At 60.0% G+C, this 17,074-nt stretch carries 17 protein-coding genes; 11 read left to right on the top strand and 6 right to left on the bottom strand.

The window, feature by feature from the left end; all coding sequences use genetic code 11:
* Window positions 1-536 precede the first annotated feature (536 nt).
* The 7 genes from glcD to K5R88_RS03685 all read left to right on the top strand — a co-directional run bounded on the left by glcD (window position 537) and on the right by K5R88_RS03685 (window position 7,524).
* Window positions 537-2,036, top strand: a complete 1,500-nt coding sequence (glcD, locus tag K5R88_RS03715; protein WP_008043914.1) for a glycolate oxidase subunit GlcD — start codon at window positions 537-539, stop codon at window positions 2,034-2,036.
* Window positions 2,036-3,100, top strand: coding sequence for a glycolate oxidase subunit GlcE (gene glcE / locus K5R88_RS03710; protein WP_226299219.1), 1,065 nt, complete (start codon window positions 2,036-2,038; stop codon window positions 3,098-3,100). The genes glcD and glcE overlap by 1 nt, the downstream gene beginning before the upstream one ends.
* Before the next feature lie 3 nt (window positions 3,101-3,103).
* The gene (gene glcF / locus K5R88_RS03705; protein ID WP_226299218.1) at window positions 3,104-4,345 is read left to right on the top strand and encodes a glycolate oxidase subunit GlcF; all 1,242 of its coding nucleotides are present in this window, start codon (window positions 3,104-3,106) and stop codon (window positions 4,343-4,345) included.
* On the top strand, window positions 4,342-4,743 hold the full coding sequence (locus tag K5R88_RS03700; RefSeq protein WP_223452340.1) for a heme-binding protein: 402 nt from the start codon (window positions 4,342-4,344) through the stop codon (window positions 4,741-4,743). Before glcF ends, K5R88_RS03700 begins: the two co-directional genes overlap by 4 nt.
* Before the next feature lie 136 nt (window positions 4,744-4,879).
* The gene (gene yghX, locus K5R88_RS03695; protein WP_008043907.1) at window positions 4,880-5,767 is read left to right on the top strand and encodes a YghX family hydrolase; all 888 of its coding nucleotides are present in this window, start codon (window positions 4,880-4,882) and stop codon (window positions 5,765-5,767) included.
* 67 nt (window positions 5,768-5,834) lie between these two features.
* Window positions 5,835-6,662 carry a glycosyltransferase gene (locus K5R88_RS03690; protein WP_192227393.1) on the top strand — a complete coding sequence of 276 codons (828 nt, stop codon included), beginning with the start codon at window positions 5,835-5,837 and terminating at the stop codon, window positions 6,660-6,662.
* Between the two features lie 58 nt (window positions 6,663-6,720).
* Window positions 6,721-7,524 (top strand): 2OG-Fe(II) oxygenase, encoded by an 804-nt coding sequence (locus K5R88_RS03685; protein ID WP_008043901.1) that lies wholly within the window; start codon window positions 6,721-6,723, stop codon window positions 7,522-7,524.
* A 12-nt stretch (window positions 7,525-7,536) separates the two neighbouring features.
* Here K5R88_RS03685 and K5R88_RS03680 read toward each other — a convergent pair whose 3' ends face one another.
* A complete protein-coding gene (locus tag K5R88_RS03680) occupies window positions 7,537-8,481 on the bottom strand; it encodes an aldo/keto reductase (RefSeq protein WP_008043900.1) in 945 nt (314 codons plus the stop codon).
* A gap of 1,053 nt (window positions 8,482-9,534) precedes the next feature.
* On the opposite strand from K5R88_RS03680, the gene K5R88_RS03675 reads away from it, so the two are divergent.
* Window positions 9,535-10,323: an alpha/beta hydrolase gene (locus K5R88_RS03675; RefSeq protein WP_226299217.1), complete on the top strand. Its 789-nt coding sequence runs from the start codon at window positions 9,535-9,537 to the stop codon at window positions 10,321-10,323.
* A gap of 9 nt (window positions 10,324-10,332) precedes the next feature.
* Here the strand turns inward: K5R88_RS03675 and K5R88_RS03670 are convergent, their stop codons facing one another.
* The 3 genes from K5R88_RS03670 to K5R88_RS03660 form a co-directional block, all read right to left on the bottom strand.
* Complete coding sequence (locus K5R88_RS03670; protein ID WP_008041150.1) at window positions 10,333-10,662, bottom strand: hypothetical protein; 330 nt, start codon at window positions 10,660-10,662, stop codon at window positions 10,333-10,335.
* Between the two features lie 91 nt (window positions 10,663-10,753).
* Entirely contained in the window at window positions 10,754-11,074 is a 321-nt protein-coding gene (locus K5R88_RS03665) for a DMT family transporter (protein ID WP_008041149.1), read from the bottom strand.
* A 70-nt stretch (window positions 11,075-11,144) separates the two neighbouring features.
* Window positions 11,145-11,600 (bottom strand): carboxymuconolactone decarboxylase family protein, encoded by a 456-nt coding sequence (locus K5R88_RS03660; protein WP_226299216.1) that lies wholly within the window; start codon window positions 11,598-11,600, stop codon window positions 11,145-11,147.
* Window positions 11,601-11,799: 199 nt separating this feature from the next.
* Here K5R88_RS03660 and K5R88_RS03655 point away from each other — a divergent pair, with 199 nt between their 5' ends.
* The 3 genes from K5R88_RS03655 (at window position 11,800) to K5R88_RS03645 (ending at window position 14,651) form a co-directional block, all read left to right on the top strand.
* Window positions 11,800-12,453, top strand: coding sequence for an FMN-dependent NADH-azoreductase (locus K5R88_RS03655; protein WP_207286613.1), 654 nt, complete (start codon window positions 11,800-11,802; stop codon window positions 12,451-12,453).
* The gene (gene pdxR, locus K5R88_RS03650) at window positions 12,419-13,837 is read left to right on the top strand and encodes a MocR-like pyridoxine biosynthesis transcription factor PdxR (RefSeq protein ID WP_226299215.1); all 1,419 of its coding nucleotides are present in this window, start codon (window positions 12,419-12,421) and stop codon (window positions 13,835-13,837) included. Before K5R88_RS03655 ends, pdxR begins: the two co-directional genes overlap by 35 nt.
* Window positions 13,838-14,054: 217 nt before the next feature.
* Window positions 14,055-14,651, top strand: coding sequence for a TIGR00730 family Rossman fold protein (locus K5R88_RS03645; protein WP_226299214.1), 597 nt, complete (start codon window positions 14,055-14,057; stop codon window positions 14,649-14,651).
* Window positions 14,652-14,666: 15 nt separating this feature from the next.
* On the opposite strand, the gene K5R88_RS03640 is transcribed toward K5R88_RS03645, so the two are convergent.
* Both K5R88_RS03640 and K5R88_RS03635 read right to left on the bottom strand, forming a co-directional pair.
* Window positions 14,667-15,707, bottom strand: coding sequence for a GGDEF domain-containing protein (locus K5R88_RS03640; protein ID WP_223452530.1), 1,041 nt, complete (start codon window positions 15,705-15,707; stop codon window positions 14,667-14,669).
* Between the two features lie 320 nt (window positions 15,708-16,027).
* Window positions 16,028-17,047 carry an ABC transporter substrate-binding protein gene (locus K5R88_RS03635; protein ID WP_226299213.1) on the bottom strand — a complete coding sequence of 340 codons (1,020 nt, stop codon included), beginning with the start codon at window positions 17,045-17,047 and terminating at the stop codon, window positions 16,028-16,030.
* Window positions 17,048-17,074 lie beyond the last annotated feature (27 nt).

The following is a 17,074-nucleotide window of genomic DNA, read 5'->3' as shown; positions in this document are numbered from 1 at the left end:
CTACAGGGGATCGTATTTATCCAGACACATACGCATTTCCCTTGTAGGAGCTGGCTTGCCAGCGATGGACGTCAACGATAACGAGGGCTGTCTGAATGAACGCGGTGTCTGGGCGTTTTTCGCGGGCAAGCCTCGCTCCTACAGGGAATCGTGTGTGCTTTTGATTTTCACCACTCATCAGGCCGAGCGTTAGCTCGCCTTCAGCTTTTGATCTTGAGGTACACGCCCCCTCGAGAGGCCGAGTGGAGGTTCTGCGCAGTGGGCAACCCGGCATGGATGCCGGGTTAGCCGCGCACGGCCAAGGATGGCCGATCGCGGCGGGCCCACGGAGCAGAACCGGAGCGAGGGCATGCCGAGCCTAGGCGAGGCACCGAACGACAGGGGCAAAAGCGCTTGGTTACTTGGCGCTTCTCCAAGTGACTCGCCGTAAGGGCGAAACCAATATCAGCCATCACCAAAATAACGGATACACACACAAAACCTGAGTAAACAGACCGCTGCCCGGCCGCACACGAACGGAGTATCGTAAAACGACCATGAACATTCTCTACGATGAACGCGTTGACGGAGCGCTGCCCGACGTCAACAAGTCAGCACTGTTGCAAGCCCTGCAAACCCGTTTGCCGGCCCTGGAAGTGCTGCATCAGCAAGAAGAACTCAAGCCATACGAATGCGACGGACTCTCGGCCTATCGCACCACGCCCCTGCTGGTGGTCCTGCCACGCCATCTCGACGAAGTCCAAGGCGTGCTCCGGCTCTGCCATGAAATGCATGTGCCGGTGGTCGCCCGCGGTGCCGGCACCGGTTTGTCCGGCGGCGCGTTACCGCTGGAAAAAGGCGTGCTGCTGGTCATGGCGCGCTTCAACAACATCCTGCACATCGACCCGGCCGCCCGCACGGCACGGGTCCAGCCCGGCGTACGCAACCTCGCTATTTCCCAGGCAGCAGCCCCCTTCGGCCTGTACTACGCGCCCGACCCTTCCTCACAGATCGCCTGCTCCATCGGCGGCAACGTCGCCGAAAACGCTGGCGGCGTGCATTGCCTGAAGTACGGCCTGACCGTGCACAACCTGCTCAAGGTCGACATCCTGACCGTGGACGGCGAACACCTGACATTGGGCTCCGATGCCCTCGATTCACCCGGCTTCGACCTGCTGGCACTGTTCACAGGTTCCGAAGGCATGCTCGGGGTGATCACCGAGGTCACCGTCAAACTGCTGCCCAAACCGCAGTCCGCCAAGGTGCTGCTGGCGGCGTTCGACTCCGTCGAAAAAGCTGGCCGAGCGGTGGGTGACATCATTGCCGCCGGCATCATTCCAGGCGGTCTGGAAATGATGGACAACCTGGCGATCCGTGCCGCTGAAGACTTCATCCACGCCGGCTACCCGGTGGACGCCGAAGCCATCCTGCTGTGCGAACTCGATGGCGTCGAAGCCGATGTCCACGATGACTGCGACCGCGTACGCCAGGTGCTGGAACAGGCCGGCGCCACCGAAGTGCGCCAGGCCAGGGATGAAGCCGAGCGCGTGCGTTTCTGGGCCGGACGCAAGAATGCCTTTCCGGCTGTCGGTCGGCTCTCGCCGGATTATTACTGCATGGACGGGACGATCCCGCGCCGCGAGTTGCCCGGCGTGCTGCGCGCCATTGCCGCGTTGTCCGCCGAGTATGGCTTGCGCGTCGCCAACGTTTTCCACGCCGGTGACGGCAACATGCACCCATTGATTCTGTTCGATGCCAATCAACCGGGTGAGCTCGACCGCGCCGAAGCGCTGGGCGGCAAGATCCTCGAATTGTGCGTGAAAGTCGGCGGCAGCATCACCGGCGAGCACGGCGTGGGCCGCGAGAAGATCAATCAGATGTGCGCGCAGTTCAACGCCGATGAGCTGACGCTGTTCCATGCCGTCAAAGCCGCGTTCGATCCCGGCGGTTTGCTCAACCCCGGCAAGAACATTCCGACGCTGCACCGCTGCGCCGAATTTGGCGCCATGCACGTGCACCTGGGTCAGTTGCCCTTCCCTGATCTGGAGCGATTCTGATGCGCTGCGAACTCGATATCGATGACAGCGGCGTGCTGCTGGAGCAGGTCAATCAAGCGCTGGAAAACGCCACGCCGCTGCGCATTCAGGGCTCCAACAGCAAGGCGTTTCTGGGGCGCATCGTTGCGGGCGAAGTACTCGACACGCGAAGCCACCGAGGCATCGTCAGCTACGACCCGACCGAGCTGGTGATCACCGCCCGCTGCGGCACGCCCTTGTCCGAACTGGCGCACGTGCTGGATGAAGCGCAGCAGATGCTGCCCTGCGAACCACCGTCCTTTGGCGACGATGCCACCGTCGGCGGGATGATCGCCAGTGGCCTGTCGGGACCGCGTCGTCCCTGGTCAGGCTCGGTGCGCGATTTCGTCCTCGGCACACGGGTCATCACCGGGCACGGCAAGCATTTGCGCTTTGGCGGCGAAGTGATGAAAAACGTCGCCGGTTACGACCTGTCGCGCCTGATGGCCGGCAGTTTCGGCTCCCTTGGCGTGATCACCGAAGTCTCGCTCAAGGTCCTGCCCAAACCACGGCAAACCCTGAGCATCAGCCTGGAAATGGACAGCGATCGTGCTTTGTTGCGCCTCGCTGAATGGGGCCAGCAGCCGTTGCCGATCAGTGCCGCGTGCCACGACGGGCAACGCCTGCACTTGCGGCTTGAGGGCGGCGAAGGCTCGGTGGCGGCGGCTCATGACCGTTTGGGCGGTGAGCTTCTGGACGCCTCGTATTGGGCGGATCTCAACGAGCACCGACTGAGTTTCTTCGACGAGGGCCAGCCACTGTGGCGCCTGTCCGTACCGCACAACACGCCGCGGTTGTCCCTGCCCGGCCGGCAACTGCTCGACTGGGGCGGCGCCCAGCGCTGGCTCAAGTCTGACGCCGAAGCGGCGTTCATTCGCCAGGTCGTGGATGAGGTCGGCGGCCATGTAACCTGCTACAGCCATGGCCTGATCGACAGCCCGTTCCAGCCGTTGCCTGCCGCGTTGATGCGCTACCACCGCAGCCTCAAGCAACAACTCGACCCACGGGGCATTTTCAACCCGGCACGCTTGTACGCGGAGCTTTGAACCATGCAGACAACCCTGAGCGAAACCGCCCGGCAGCTGCCCCGCGCCGAAGAAGCCGAAAGCATCCTGCGCACCTGCGTGCACTGCGGTTTCTGCAATGCCACCTGCCCGACCTATCAATTGCTCGGCGATGAGCTAGATGGGCCACGGGGCCGCATCTACCTGATCAAACAGGTGCTGGAAGGCAACGAGGTCACGCAGAAAACCCAACAGCATCTGGACCGCTGCCTGTCGTGCCGCAATTGCGAAACCACCTGTCCTTCCGGGGTCGATTATCACAACTTGCTCGACATCGGCCGGGCGGTGGTCGATGCGGCGGTGCCGCGTTCCATCGACCAACGTCTGTTGCGCGAGGGATTGCGCAGCGTCGTCCTTAATCCGGGACTGTTCAAAGCGCTGATCAACAGCGGTCAGGTTTTTCGGGCACTGCTGCCCAACACCTTGCAGGCAAAGTTGCCTCGCCATGTTTATCTCCCCCGGCCACGCCCCACCACCCGCCATGCCCGTCAGGTGCTGATGCTCGAAGGCTGCGTACAGCCGAGCCTGTCGCCCAACACCAATGCGGCGGCGGCGCGGGGGCTGGATCGACTGGGTATCAGTGTCACCCCGTCCAGCGAAGCCGGGTGTTGCGGCGCGGTGGATTATCACCTCGACGCTCAGGCAGCCGGCCTCGACCGCGCTCGTCGCAATATCGATGCGTGGTGGCCGAGTATCGAGAACGGTGCGGAAGCCATCGTGCAAACCGCCAGTGGCTGTGGCGCCTTCATCAAGGACTATGGCCATTTACTCGAACGCGATCCGGCCTACGCCGAGAAGGCAAAAAGAGTCAGCGCGCTGGCCAGGGACCTGGTGGAAGTGTTGCGCGACGAACCGCTGGAAACACTCGGCATCCACAGTGACCAGCGTTTGGCCTTCCATTGCCCCTGCACTTTGCAGCACGCGCAAAAGCTCGGCGGCGCGGTGGAAGCGCTCCTTGCTCGCCTCGGTTTCAACCTCACACCTGTGCCCGACAGCCATTTGTGCTGCGGGTCGGCGGGCACTTATTCGATCACCCAACCCGAACTGTCCCGGCAACTGCGCGACAACAAACTGAATGCGCTGGAAAGTGGCCATCCTGAAGTTATCGTTACCGCCAATATCGGCTGTCAGTCGCATCTCGACGGCGCGGGCCGGACCCCGGTCCGGCACTGGATCGAACTGCTCGACGCGGCGCTGCCCTCATCGATCACCGGAGATTCCCCATGAAAAGCAAAGCCGTCCTGAGCCAGACCGAAGTCAGCCGGATCCTCGCGGCCGCACGCACCGAAGCACAAAATAACCAATGGGCCGTGACCATCGCGATCGTCGACGACGGCGGCCATCCCCTCGCCCTCGAACGCCTCGACGGCTGCGCGCCCATCAGCGCTTACATCGCCACCGAAAAGGCACGCACCTCGGCGCTGGGTCGGCGCGAGTCCAAAGGTTATGAAGAAATGGTCAACGGCGGGCGCTTCGCGTTTTTGTCGGCCCCCTTGCTGACATCCCTGGAAGGCGGCGTGCCGATCATCGTCGACGGTCAGGTGGTGGGTGCGGTCGGCGTGTCTGGCGTAAAAGCCGAGCAGGATGCGCAAGTGGCGAGCGCCGGGGCGCAATGCCTGAACTGAACCGTGCTCGATGAACGTAATCAGAAGAAACAAAAAAGAGACTTACGTCTCTTTTTTTATGCGCGGCTAGAATTGATAGTTGTCGCCGCTTTTTCGAACTGACAGAGCAACCGCCCACTTCAAAGGAAGCGCAAAGATGAATCGTCTTACTGCGAAAGACTTTGCCCCTGAGCTGCTCGAACTCTACGACTACTACGCCCACGGCAAGATCAACCGGCGAGAGTTTCTCGACCGGGCGGCGTTATTCACCCTTGGTGGCCTGACCGCCAGTGCGCTCCTCGCCGCCCTGAGTCCCGACTATGCCTTGGCCGAACAAGTGGCGTTTACCGACCCGGACATCATCGCCGAGTACATCACCTACCCCTCGCCCAAGGGCCACGGGCAGGTTCGGGCCTATCGGGTGCGTCCGGCAAAAGCCACCGGCAAAGTGGCGGCCGTGGTCGTCGTGCATGAAAACCGCGGGCTCAACCCCTACATCGAAGATGTTGCCCGACGCGTGGCCAAGGCCGGGTTCATCGCCCTTGCCCCCGATGGCCTGACGTCGGTGGGCGGCTATCCCGGCAACGACGACAAAGGCCGGGAGCTCCAGGCGACCGTTGATCCTGAAAAGCTCATGAATGACTTTTTCGCCGCGATCGAGTGGCTGATGAAACACGATACGACCACCGGAAAAGTCGGCATCACCGGCTTCTGCTATGGCGGTGGCGTCGCCAACGCGGCTGCCGTGGCCTATCCCGAACTCGGGGCTGCCGTGTCCTTCTATGGCCGGCAACCAGACGCCAGGGATGTCCCCCGGATCAAGGCGCCGGTGATGCTTCACTTTGGCGAACTGGACACACGCATCAACGAAGGATGGCCCGCCTACGAGCAGGCATTAAAAGCAGCCGGCAAAACCTATGAAGCCTACATCTACCCCGGCGCCAACCACGGTTTCCATAACGATTCCACGCCTCGATTCGATGAGGCCGCAGCCAAACTTGCCTGGGAAAGAACGCTAAACTGGTTCCGGCGATACCTGTCTTAGCGCCGCAAGCAATAAGTGGTCTTGAATTTTTATTGCTGTTTCCAGGTTTTTAAAGAGTGCATGTCACATGAATAACAATGATTTTCTGTCGCAACAGAAACCACCCTTCAGCATTGTCCTGGTCAATTACAAAACCATCGAAATAACCCGGATTTGCCTCGACCTGCTACATCAGCACCTGGGCGACAGCAACATTCCGGTCTGGGTGGTTGATAACGACTCGGCCGATGAAAGCACCGACTATCTGCGCACACTGGACTGGATCAACCTGATCGAGCGAAAAGCTCCCGAGCCGGAGCATGGTCATATCGCGCATGGCAAAGCACTCGACCTGGTGCTGGAACGGGTTGAGACCGACTTTCTGTTCCTGCTGCACACCGATACGTTTATTTTCGACAAAAATGTATTTTCAATGATGTTGAACAAGTGCATTAAAAACCCGAATGTCGTGGCCGTCGGGTGCACAGAACAACTTAACCGCGGCACCACCAGAACCCTTTGGCGCTTTAGCTCACGACTGGTAAAACATCACGTCAGACGCCTGAAACTGTCCCTGGGACTCCGTTCCAGAGAGCCAAAGCCCTACAGGGAAGTTTATTTGAAAAGCTTCTGTACCTTATGGAACTGCAAGCTGATGAAGCAACACGGCATGCATTTCCTGATGGATGAGCGCGTACCTGGTTATACCCTCCAGGACCGCATGACCCAGTTGGGCTATGTTGTTGAACTGTTGTCCCCGCGCAAGATATTCAGCTACCTCGACCATATTCAAGCGGGCACCGTCGCGGCCGCTGGCGGTTATGCGACAACGCACAGACGAACGAAGATGTACAACGACATCCTTAAACGTTTGAAAGGTGACAACAACCAGGTATCGGCAGCGCGTAACAAGTAGCGCGCCCCTCTTGCCGGAAGCACTCGCAGGTTGTTATGAACAGACTATTGGAGCGGTAATGACACCGATCACTCAGACACTTCCCATCGTCACCACCCCGGAGCTGGATTTTGACCAGAACGCTGCCAGCACTTTCGGTCACTCGCTAGCCAGTACTTATGCTCAAGCCACCCCCTTTCCACACATCGTCATTGACGACTTTTTACCGCAGGACCTGATTGCGAGCATCTGCGCGCATTTTCCCGTCGAGCCAACCAACAACGAAATGCTCTATGAGCGCGGCTATAAGGGTCAGCACAAACGGCAAGTCAGCCCCAACGAATGCGATCCCTACTTGAAGACGGTTTTCAACGCCTTCAACTCGGCGCCCATGTTGCAGTTTCTTGAAAAACTCACAGGTATCGAGGGTTTGATTCCCGATCCTTACTTTACCGGCGGCGGACTGCACGAAACGAAAAAGGGTGGGTTTCTGGGGGTGCACTCGGACTTCCGGCTCAACAAAAAGTTGAATATCGAGCGCAGACTGAATGCCATTATTTACTTGAATCAGGATTGGCAAGAGGCGTACGGCGGCAACCTGGAACTATGGGACGTCGGGATGAAGACGTGCCTCAAGAAAGTCCTGCCGATCTACAACCGCTGTGTCATTTTCAACACCGACAAGGACAGCAATCATGGACACCCGGAGCCTCTGACGACGCCGGAACACATTACACGCCGGTCCATCGCGCTGTACTACTACACCGCAGCAACCGTGGTGGCTGATCCTGCGCAAAGAAACAAAACCCACTACAAACCAAGGCCCAAGGATCGCTTGAGCCTCAAGTACTACCTCAACAAACTCATCAAGAAAAAAAACTGACGGCACCTGCGGTTATCCGACCACATCGATCAACTGCTCGCGTTGCGCCCCCGTCAGCATCGGGCCGAAACCGGCACCGGCGTTGTCCGCCATGTAACGCGGGTTGCCGGTGCCGGGGATGACGCAGGTCACTGCCGAGTGCGCCAGCAAATACTTGAGCGCCAATTGTGCCCAACTGGTGACGCCGACTTGCGAGGCCCAGCCGGGCAGCGGTTTGCCCTTCAAGCGGGCAAGCAAATCACCGCCGCCAAATGGCCGGTTACAGATCACCGCCACGCCGCGTTCGCGACACAGCGGCAGGATGCGTTTCTCGACCCCGCGATCGTCCAGCGCATAGTTGATCTGCAAGAAATCCAGTGGCTCGGCTTTGAGCACCGCTTCCACTTCCTCATATGCCGACGCGGTGTAATGGGTGATGCCGATGTAGCGAATCCGCCCTTCTTCCTTCCACTTGCGCAATGTAGGCAAATGGGTTTTCCAGTCCAGCAGGTTATGGATCTGCATCAGGTCGATCCGGTCGGTCTGCAGCAGTTTGAACGATTGCTCCATCTGCGCGATGCCTTCTTCGCGGCCACGGGTCCACACCTTGGTGGCCAGGAACGCGGGTGAACGCGGCTTGTGGATCGACAGCAGTTCGCCGATGGTCTGCTCGGCGCGGCCATACATGGGTGAGCTGTCGATCACCGTGCCGCCCTTTTCAAATAACGCGCTGAGAACGGCGGGCAGGTTTTTGTAGGCCGGATCGGCAGGTGCGACATCAAAGCCGCGATAGGTGCCCACGCCGACAAGGGGCAATGGCTCGTTGCTGGAAGGAATGGCGCGGGTCAGCATGTTCTTGCCTCCTGTTTCCTTCGACGGCGCGGTGGCTGCAAAGGCCGGATCGAAAGTGAGCACCGCCGAAGCACCGGCAGCCAGCGTGAGTATTCGTCGACGCGTGTATCCATCAGTGTGGCTCATGGTGGTGTCCTTCCACTCTTTTGCGCTTGTTGCGCGGCAAACGGCGCGATCACCAGCGCCACGAGTCCTCTGCTAGCCAAGAGAATAGCTGCCGGCGGCAATTCGTCCTTGCTTGAAATACAACGAGGTCTCAAGTGCTGGTGGGCGGCGGCAATTGCTTGGGGGTATATCCATTATTTTGGTGATGGCGGCTGGCGGTTCCGCTCTTACAGCGGGTCACTTGGAAAAGCCCCAAGTAACCAAGCGCTCTTGCCCCTTTCGTTCGGTGGCTCGCTAATGCTCGCCATACCCTCGCTCCGGTCCTGCTCCGTGGGCCCGCCGCCATCGGCCATCCATGGCCGGGGGCGGCTAACCCGGCATCCATGCCGGGTTGCCCACTGCGCAGAACCTCCACTCGGCCTCTCGAGGGGGCGTGCACCTCAAGATCAAAAGCGGAAGGCGAGCTAACGCTCGGCCTGATGAGTGGTGAAAATCAAAAGCAAACGCGTTGCCCCTGTAGGAGCCGGCTTGCTGCGGGCGGCGTTCCGACGATAGCGGTGGGTCAGTCGACACATCTATCGCCTGAAAGGACGCCATCGCCAGCAAGCCGGCTCCTACAGGGGGATCGGTGTACATATCCGAAATGAGGGAACGCGTGCACCAAAGAGCCAGGTCGGCTTTCAGGCCGCCTCGGCGGCTGTGGCGGTAGTCGCCCCCTCGAGAGGCCGAGCGGAGGTTCTGCGCAGTGGGCAACCCGGCATGGATGCCGGGTTAGCCGCGCACGACCAGGGATGGCCGATCGCGGCGGGCCCACGGAGCAGGACCGGAGCGAGGGCATGGCGAGCATTAGCGAGCCACCGAACGAAAGGGGCAAAAGCGCTTTGGTTACTTTCCGCCGGGCCGCGCAGGCTTTTCGAAAGTGACTCGCCGTAAGGGCGAAACCATACGCAGCCGTTACCGCAGCAACGGATATGCCCCGCCCCCTCAAAAATCACACCCCCAAGGGCCCCACCGTGATTCAACTACACTCTGAATGCGATCAAGCCGTCGCGGTCCTCAGGCCCAGAGCAGTCAATGCCACCCACTCACACTAACCGAATGTCGCGCACCCTGATGTATCTCATCATCATCGTTACCGCGTTGTACCTGGCGCTCTGCGTCGCGCTGTTCGTGTTCCAGCGTGCCCTGATCTACTTCCCGCAACCCGCCACGCTCGGGGCGCCCGAAACGCGGCTCACGCTATCGGTGGCGGACGCACAGGTGCAGGTCACCGTCAAACCGCACGACGGACCAAATGCACTGATCTATTTTGGTGGAAATGCCGAGGATGTTTCGCGCAACCTGCCCGTGTTTTCCCAGGCATTCCCCGACCATGCCCTGTACTTGCTGCACTACCGGGGCTTCGGAGGCAGCACCGGCTCACCTTCCGAAGAGGCGATTTCCCGCGATGCCCTGACCTTGTTCGACAAAGTCTACGACACCCATCCCCACATCGCCGTGGTCGGCCGCAGCCTGGGCTCGGGCGTCGCCGTGCGCCTCGCCAGCCAGCGCCCGGCCTCCCGACTGATCCTGATCACCCCCTACAACAGCCTCGAAGACCTCGCCGTCCGCCAGTACCCGATATTCCCGGTGAAGTGGCTGTTGCAGGACAAGTTCGAATCGTGGAAATACGCCGAGCACATCTCGATACCGACGCTGTTGCTCGCGGCCGGGCAGGATGAAGTCATCCCGCCCTCCAGCACGGAAAAACTCTACGGGCATTTCGCCAAAGGTGTGGCGACCCTGAAGGTTATTCCTGGCGTGGGGCACAATTCGATCTCCGACAGCCCGGAGTATCTGAAGCTGATGGAAGACCGGTTGTAGGTCACTCGGTCATTTGCGCGCCAACTTAAAGCGCACGCAATCTTCGTAGAAACTCTGGCGCAGTGCTGCGGGTTTGATCCGCGACGGGCTGTCGTAGGTTTGCTCGGTAATACCCATGGCCGTCATGCGCATCCACGGTTTGCTGAACTTGTAGGTCTGTAATTTCTGGCGGGCGGCGTACAGCGAAACACCGGCCAGTTTGAGTTCCTGGGCTCTGGCTGCAGTGCCCGCGCCCCAGCTGCACATATACCGGTCATTGGCTTGAAGGTCTTTGGCCTGGGCGGAGACGGCGATGCCAGCCAAGCCTAACGAAATCAGCGTAATCCATACATTGCGCATTTAAAGCCAGCCCTAACCACCTGAAATTAAAGTGATTCTGTCTGTAACTTTCGGGCTTCGGGGCCAGCAAAATGCCTTATTTCAAAGCTTCTCAGTTTCCCGTGACCAGCTTGAGTCCGATAACACCACCCAGGATGACCAGGATGCACAGTATCCGCAGCAGTGTGGTGGCGTCGCCCAGCACCGCCATCCCCAGTATCGCGGTGCCCGCCGCGCCAATTCCGGTCCATACCGCGTAGGCGGTGCCGACGGGCAGGGTTCGCAGCGATAGTGAAAGCAGAAAGACACTGGACAAACCGGTCGCGGCTGCCAGCAGTCCCGGGGTCAATCGGGTAAATCCGTCTGAGCCCTTCATGAAAAACGCGAAGGCAATTTCGAGAATGCCGGCGATGCCAAGCAGTGACCAAGCCATGGTGTTAACTCCTTTGGTTAACCCGCCGAGCGTGACCACCCGGCGAGTTCTATTGATTCAAGGGGATGGTTCAGGCGTTGTTGGCAGCGGCGGGTTTCGCCCGGAACGTCACGCCGAACCGGTTGAAAGCATTCATCAGGCCGATCGCGTACGTCAGGTCTGCCAGTTCCTTATCGCCGAATTCGGCAGACGCAGCGGCATAGTCGGCATCGGGAACGCCGGTTTCCGCCACGCAAGTCACCGTTTCCGCCCAGCTCAGCGCAACGCGTTCGCGGGCACTGAAGACTGAACCGGCATCACGCCATACCGGCACCAACACCAGTTTTTCTACGCTGACGCCGAGCTTGAGCAGGTCCCGGGAATGCATGTCTATACAGAAGGCGCAGCCGTTGATTTGCGACACCCGCAGATAGACCAGGTCAATCAGCTCGTGGGAAAGACCGCTGTTCTGCAGGTAGACATAAACCCCGCCGAAAGCCTTGTAACCTTCAGGTGAAGCCTTGGCGTAGTCGAGACGATTACTCATGATGAGTCCTTGTGTTTGCTGGTTGAGGGACTTCATCGTGTCGTGTCTTGGCCTTGTTGATAAGGTCCATGATCGGCCTTGAGTCATGGGCCATGACTCAGCAATCATGGCCCAGTGATTAACCGGATTCATGGACCTTTGGCCTGGGTCATGAGCTTCATAGAATGATTCCCTCCACACAGTTCAAACCGGGTGAATCATGAAAATCCTCCACGTTACTTGCAGCCCTCGCGGCGAAGCGTCCGAAAGCTATCGGCTGTCGAAAAACATCATTGGCTTTTTGCTGAAGGCCCATCCAGCGGCAACCGTGATCGAGCGGGTGGTCGGTGGTGACGCGCTGTCCCCTATCGACGAGCCTTACGCGATTTCCCAACAGGCGTCCGCAGATGTCACAGAGACAGGCTCTATCGCCCGATCCGAAGCGCTGATCGAGGAGCTGCACAGTGCCGATATGCTGGTGATTGGTACGCCGATGCATAACTTCACCGTGCCTTCGACACTCAAGCTCTGGATCGATCACATCGCTCGGGTCCGGCGCACGTTCAATGTCGGTGCGCAAGGCAAAACCAGCCTGCTGCAGGACCGCCCGGTGTATGTTGCAGTGACCTCTGGCGGCAGGTTTTCCGGAATGACCCCGCGGCAACCGGACTTTCTCACGCCGTACCTGACCGCCGTGCTGGGTATGATCGGGCTGCACGACGTGAATTTTTTCTCCGTAGAGGGAACCGCCATGGGCCCGGAGGCCGTCGCCGCCGCCAGGGACAAGGCGGGCCAGGCACTACAAGCGCATTTTTCTGCGCACGACACGGGCGAGGCCAATGACCCTTCAAATCAAAAACTTCTCACCCCTTGATCCGACCTCGTCGGAGCCGATCTACCGGCAAATCTACTGGCGGTTCCGCGGCGCGATCAGTGACGGACTGCTCGCCCCCGGCGACCGGATTCCTGCGGCCCGGGCACTGGCAAAAGAGCTTGGTCTGGCGCGGGGGACCATCGACACCGCGTATTCACTGCTGACGGCGGAGGGCTATCTGCTGTCGCGGGGTCAGGCGGGCACCGTGGTGGCGCCGGGGGTCAGCGGCAGGAAGCCTTCGGCGCGTACGGAACACCCGTTCAATGCGACCGCCAACGCCTCGATCAGGCACAAGGCAGCGGTCCTGCCCTTTCAAATGGCCTTGCCCGCGCTGGATGCCTTTCCGCGAAAGATCTGGTCGCAGATCGGCGCACGCTGCGTGCGCGCCACGCGCATTCCCGACATGGCCAATCCGTCGGTGTTGGGGCTGGAATCGTTGCGCACGGCGATTGCCACTTACCTGCAAGTCTCACGGGGCATTACCTGCTCGCCCGCGCAAGTGTTCATCACCTCGGGATACCGCAACACACTGGCCCTGATCGCTCACACGCTGCTCAAGCCCGGCGACCGTGTGCTCGTGGAAGACCCCGGCTACCTGCCGACCCGCCAGTTGCTGGCGCATCTTCAGATCAAGGTTGCCCCCGTGCCGGTGGATCAGGACGGCATGCAGGTCGCGCAAGGGGTGAGCAGCGCGATGGACGCACGAGCGGCGGTGGTCACACCGGCACATCAAAGTCCCCTGTGCGTGTCGCTGTCACTGCCGCGCCGACTGGAATTGCTTGAGTGGGCCAGCCGGCAGCAGGCCTGGATTATCGAGGACGATTACGACGGCGAATACCGCTACGTCAGCCGTCCCCTGCCCGCGCTGAAAAGCCTGGACCGTGATGGCCGGGTGCTCTACGCCGGCACGTTCAGCAAGGTGCTGTTTCCGGGGATCCGCCTTTCGTACCTGGTGGTGCCGCCAGCGCAGGTCGAACGCTTCGAACACGTCAGCGAGACCTTTCTCGGCGGTTGTCCGGAACTGACCCAAGCCATCGTCGCCACGTTTATGACCGAGGGGCATTTCGCGCGCCATATCCAGCGCATGCGCAAGCTCTACGGCGAACGCCGGGAAGCGACGGCGCGCGGATTGAAGAAAGTCCTGGGGGAACGCATCCGCATCGATCCGCAGCCGGGTGGCATGCATCTGATTCTGCGGCTGATGGAGGCACAGTCCGACCGATTGCTGGTCGAGCGCTTGTTGGCGGCCGGTCTCTACGCTGAAGCGTTGACCGATTGGCGTGTGCATGACGAGACCGATTCCGCGCTGTTGCTCGGGTTTGCCAACATTGATTCGCAAGAGACTGCCGAGCAGTTGGGAAAACGGATTCTGGCGTTGATGTAGGGGCCAGATTCCAGGGCCCTATCGCCGGCAAGCCGGCTCCTACAAGGGTTTTGCGTGCACCGCAAAACCCTTGTAGGAGCCAGCTTGCTGGCGAAGGCGGCCTTGAGAACAACACAAAAAACCAGTCATGGCCCAATCAAGCGGCTGACTCATGGACCTGTCCGCCTTACCCATCTCACCGCATCATCGGCCACCGACCACCACCCGGAATAATCCGATGCCCAGCTCTTCCCCACTCCACAGCATCGCTGTGTTCTGCGGCTCCAACTATGGCTTCAACCCCGACTACGTGGCAGGTGCCCAGGCCCTCGGCCGGGAAATCGCCAGACGCGGCATACGCCTGGTCTATGGCGGTACCGACAAGGGTTTAATGGGCGTGATGGCCGATGCCGTACTCGCCGAGGGCGGTGAAGTGCTCGGCATCATCACGCGTTTGCTGTTCGACCTTGGGCATCTTCATGGCAGCCTGACCGAACACGAAGTGACGCCAGACATGCGCAGCCGCAAGACGCGCATGAGCGAATCGGCGGATGCGTTCATCGCATTGCCCGGCGGGCTGGGGACGTTTGAGGAGTTGTTTGAAGCGGCAACCCTGACCCAATTGGGTGAACACCACAAAGGCGTCGCTTGCCTGAACATCGGCGGTTTTTTCGACCCGGTGCGCAGCCTGCTCGACCATGCGGTGAACGAAGGCTTCATGAAGACCGAACACAGCCAGATGCTGATGTTCAATACCGACCCGGCGGCACTGCTCGACGCGCTCGAACAGTGGCAAGCGCCCACCGTCACCAAATGGATCGGGGCGGCGGCTTGAAAGGCGTTTCAGTGCTTAGCGATGCACTCGGTTCCGCCCAGCGCGCTTGGCCTGGTAGAGCGCGTCATCGGCGCGGGTCAGGAGGCTGTCCATATTCTCGCCGGGTTGCGCGAAAGCCACGCCAAAGGATGCCGTGATCGTATCGAGTACCTTGCCATCAACCCGCGCCTTGATCCGCAACGATTGTACTTTCACCCGCAGTTGCTCAGCAAAAACAGCGGCACTCGCCAGGTCGGCGCAGTGTTGCAGAATCACGCAGAACTCTTCACCGCCATAACGCGCCGCTGTGGCGTGGGGTGGCAGCGAACTGCGCAACACCTGCCCGACATGCTGCAGCACTCGGTCACCCAATGGGTGACCGTACTGATCATTGAATTGCTTGAAGTGATCGATATCCAGCATGACCAGCGCGACGCCCTGGGATTCATTGCTCAGCGCCTGCTCCAGCAAACGGGTAAACGCGGTGCGATTGAGCAGTTCGGTCAGGCCATCGAGCGTGGCCGCCAGTTGTGCACGCTCAAGCTTGCTGCGCAGGCTCTTGATCTCGCTCTGGGCGGAGTGCAGTTGGGTGAGGAACTGTTCCTGCTGACTGTGCATCAGCTGGGTGCTTTGTTGCAGCTCACTCAAAATGCCCGGCAAACGCTCGTTGACGGGCGACTCGAGCATTTCCAGGCAACGTCCCAGACTGCTCTGGAAGTTGAGATTGCCCTCGACGCTGCGCGAAACGTCGCGCTGCATGTCGTCCACCAGATTGATCGCCTGTTGCTGCCCGGCGCGAGCCTCTTCCAGCTCGTCGCGAATGATGTAGTCGCGGAAAAGCCGGGTGGCGGATTCCGGCGGGAAGCAATCGAAGTCTTTGACCACCCGGTCCAGGTGACGATTGAGTTCGGGGTCCAGGCCTTTGCTGTAGGTGTACCACAGCGCGTAATGCACCGGATTGGGCGGGATGTTGTGACGAACCATCAGCGGAATGGCTTGTTTGAGCAGCGCCGCGGCCTCGCGGGAATCTTCCGGATACAGCGCAAGGGCAGTCGCACGCGTCTCTGATTGGCTCATGACATCACTGTGGTTGTTAATGATTGGCAAATGCAAAACGATGCGAGCATAACCATACGCATGACAAACGGCCATCCCCCTGTGTATTGCCGTGCCATTCGGGTTGATTCAGGTCAGTTTTATGGCCGGCATTTGCCACCGCGACGGCGTGAAAACACAGATCTGTAGGAGCCGGCTTGCTGGCGATGAGGCCTTCAAACCCTGCGGCGTGTCTGAGGACGCCATCGCCAGCAAGCCGGCGATGAGGCCTTCAAACGTTGCGGTGAATTTGAGGACGTCATCGCCAGCAAGCCGGCTCCTACAGTGGTTTTGCGGTGTGTTTAGCTGCCGGCGTCGCCGTGTGCTTCTTCGAAGAAGTAGTCCTTCCAGCTGGCGGCCTTGTTTTTCAGCACACCCAGTTCCTGCAGTTTCTCGGCGTAGACCGCCGTACGCTGCGGCACCACCGTGAAGTTGATCTCTGGATCGTTGACGATTTTCTCAACCAGCGGCAGGGCCAGCTTCGATTGTTCGACGCGGATGTAGGTCTGGGCGGCGGCGGATTTGTCGGCCTTGATGATTTTTTCCGCTTCGGCCAATGCGTCGTAAAACGCCTTGTAGGTTTTCGGGTTTTCGTCGTGGAATTTTTCCGTGGTGTACAGCACGTTGAACGTGGCCTGGCCACCCAGCACGTCGTAGGAACTCAGCACCTTGTGCACGTTGGGGTTCTGCAATTCCTGATACTGGAACGGCGGGCTGGAGAAGTGCGCGTTGATCTCGGAACCTCCGGCGATCAATGCCGCCGTCGCATCCGGATGGGCCAGGCTGATCGAGATGTCGTCGAATTTCTTGTAGTGGTCATTGCCGAACTGCCTGGCCGTTTCGATCTGCAAGGTGCGCGACTGGAACCCTACCCCGGCCGCAGGCACGGCAATGCGATCCTTCTCGGTGAAGTCCTTCAGGCTCTTCACATTCGGGTTGTTGGTCAGCAAATAGTTGGGCATCGAGCCCAGCGAGGCAATCGCCTTGACGTTCTGTTTGCCCTTGGTGCGATCCCAGATCGTCAGCATCGGTGGCACGCCCGCCGACACCACATCCAGCGCGCCGGCCAACAGCGCTTCGTTCATCGCCGTGGCACCGGAGATGCTGTTCCAGTCGACCGTGATGTCGAGGCCCTGGGCCTTGCCGTGCTTCTCGATGAGTTGCTGGTCGCGGACCACATCCAGAATCAGGTAACCGATGCCGAATTGCTGGGCGATGCTGATCTTGCCTTCGGCCTGCGCGCCGGGACTGAGTAACGCACTCATCGCCGCCAGGGAGGCCGCCAGGAGGGTCAACGCTGAACGCTTATAAGGAGTTGCCATGAAATGCTCGCTGTGAGTGGGCGAATC

Origin of the sequence: Pseudomonas sp. MM213 (assembly GCF_020423045.1) — a bacterium.
Lineage (GTDB): Bacteria > Pseudomonadota > Gammaproteobacteria > Pseudomonadales > Pseudomonadaceae > Aquipseudomonas > Aquipseudomonas migulae.
The sequence above is the reverse complement of the archived record's forward strand: the minus strand, read 5'-3'. Positions and strand labels throughout refer to the sequence as shown.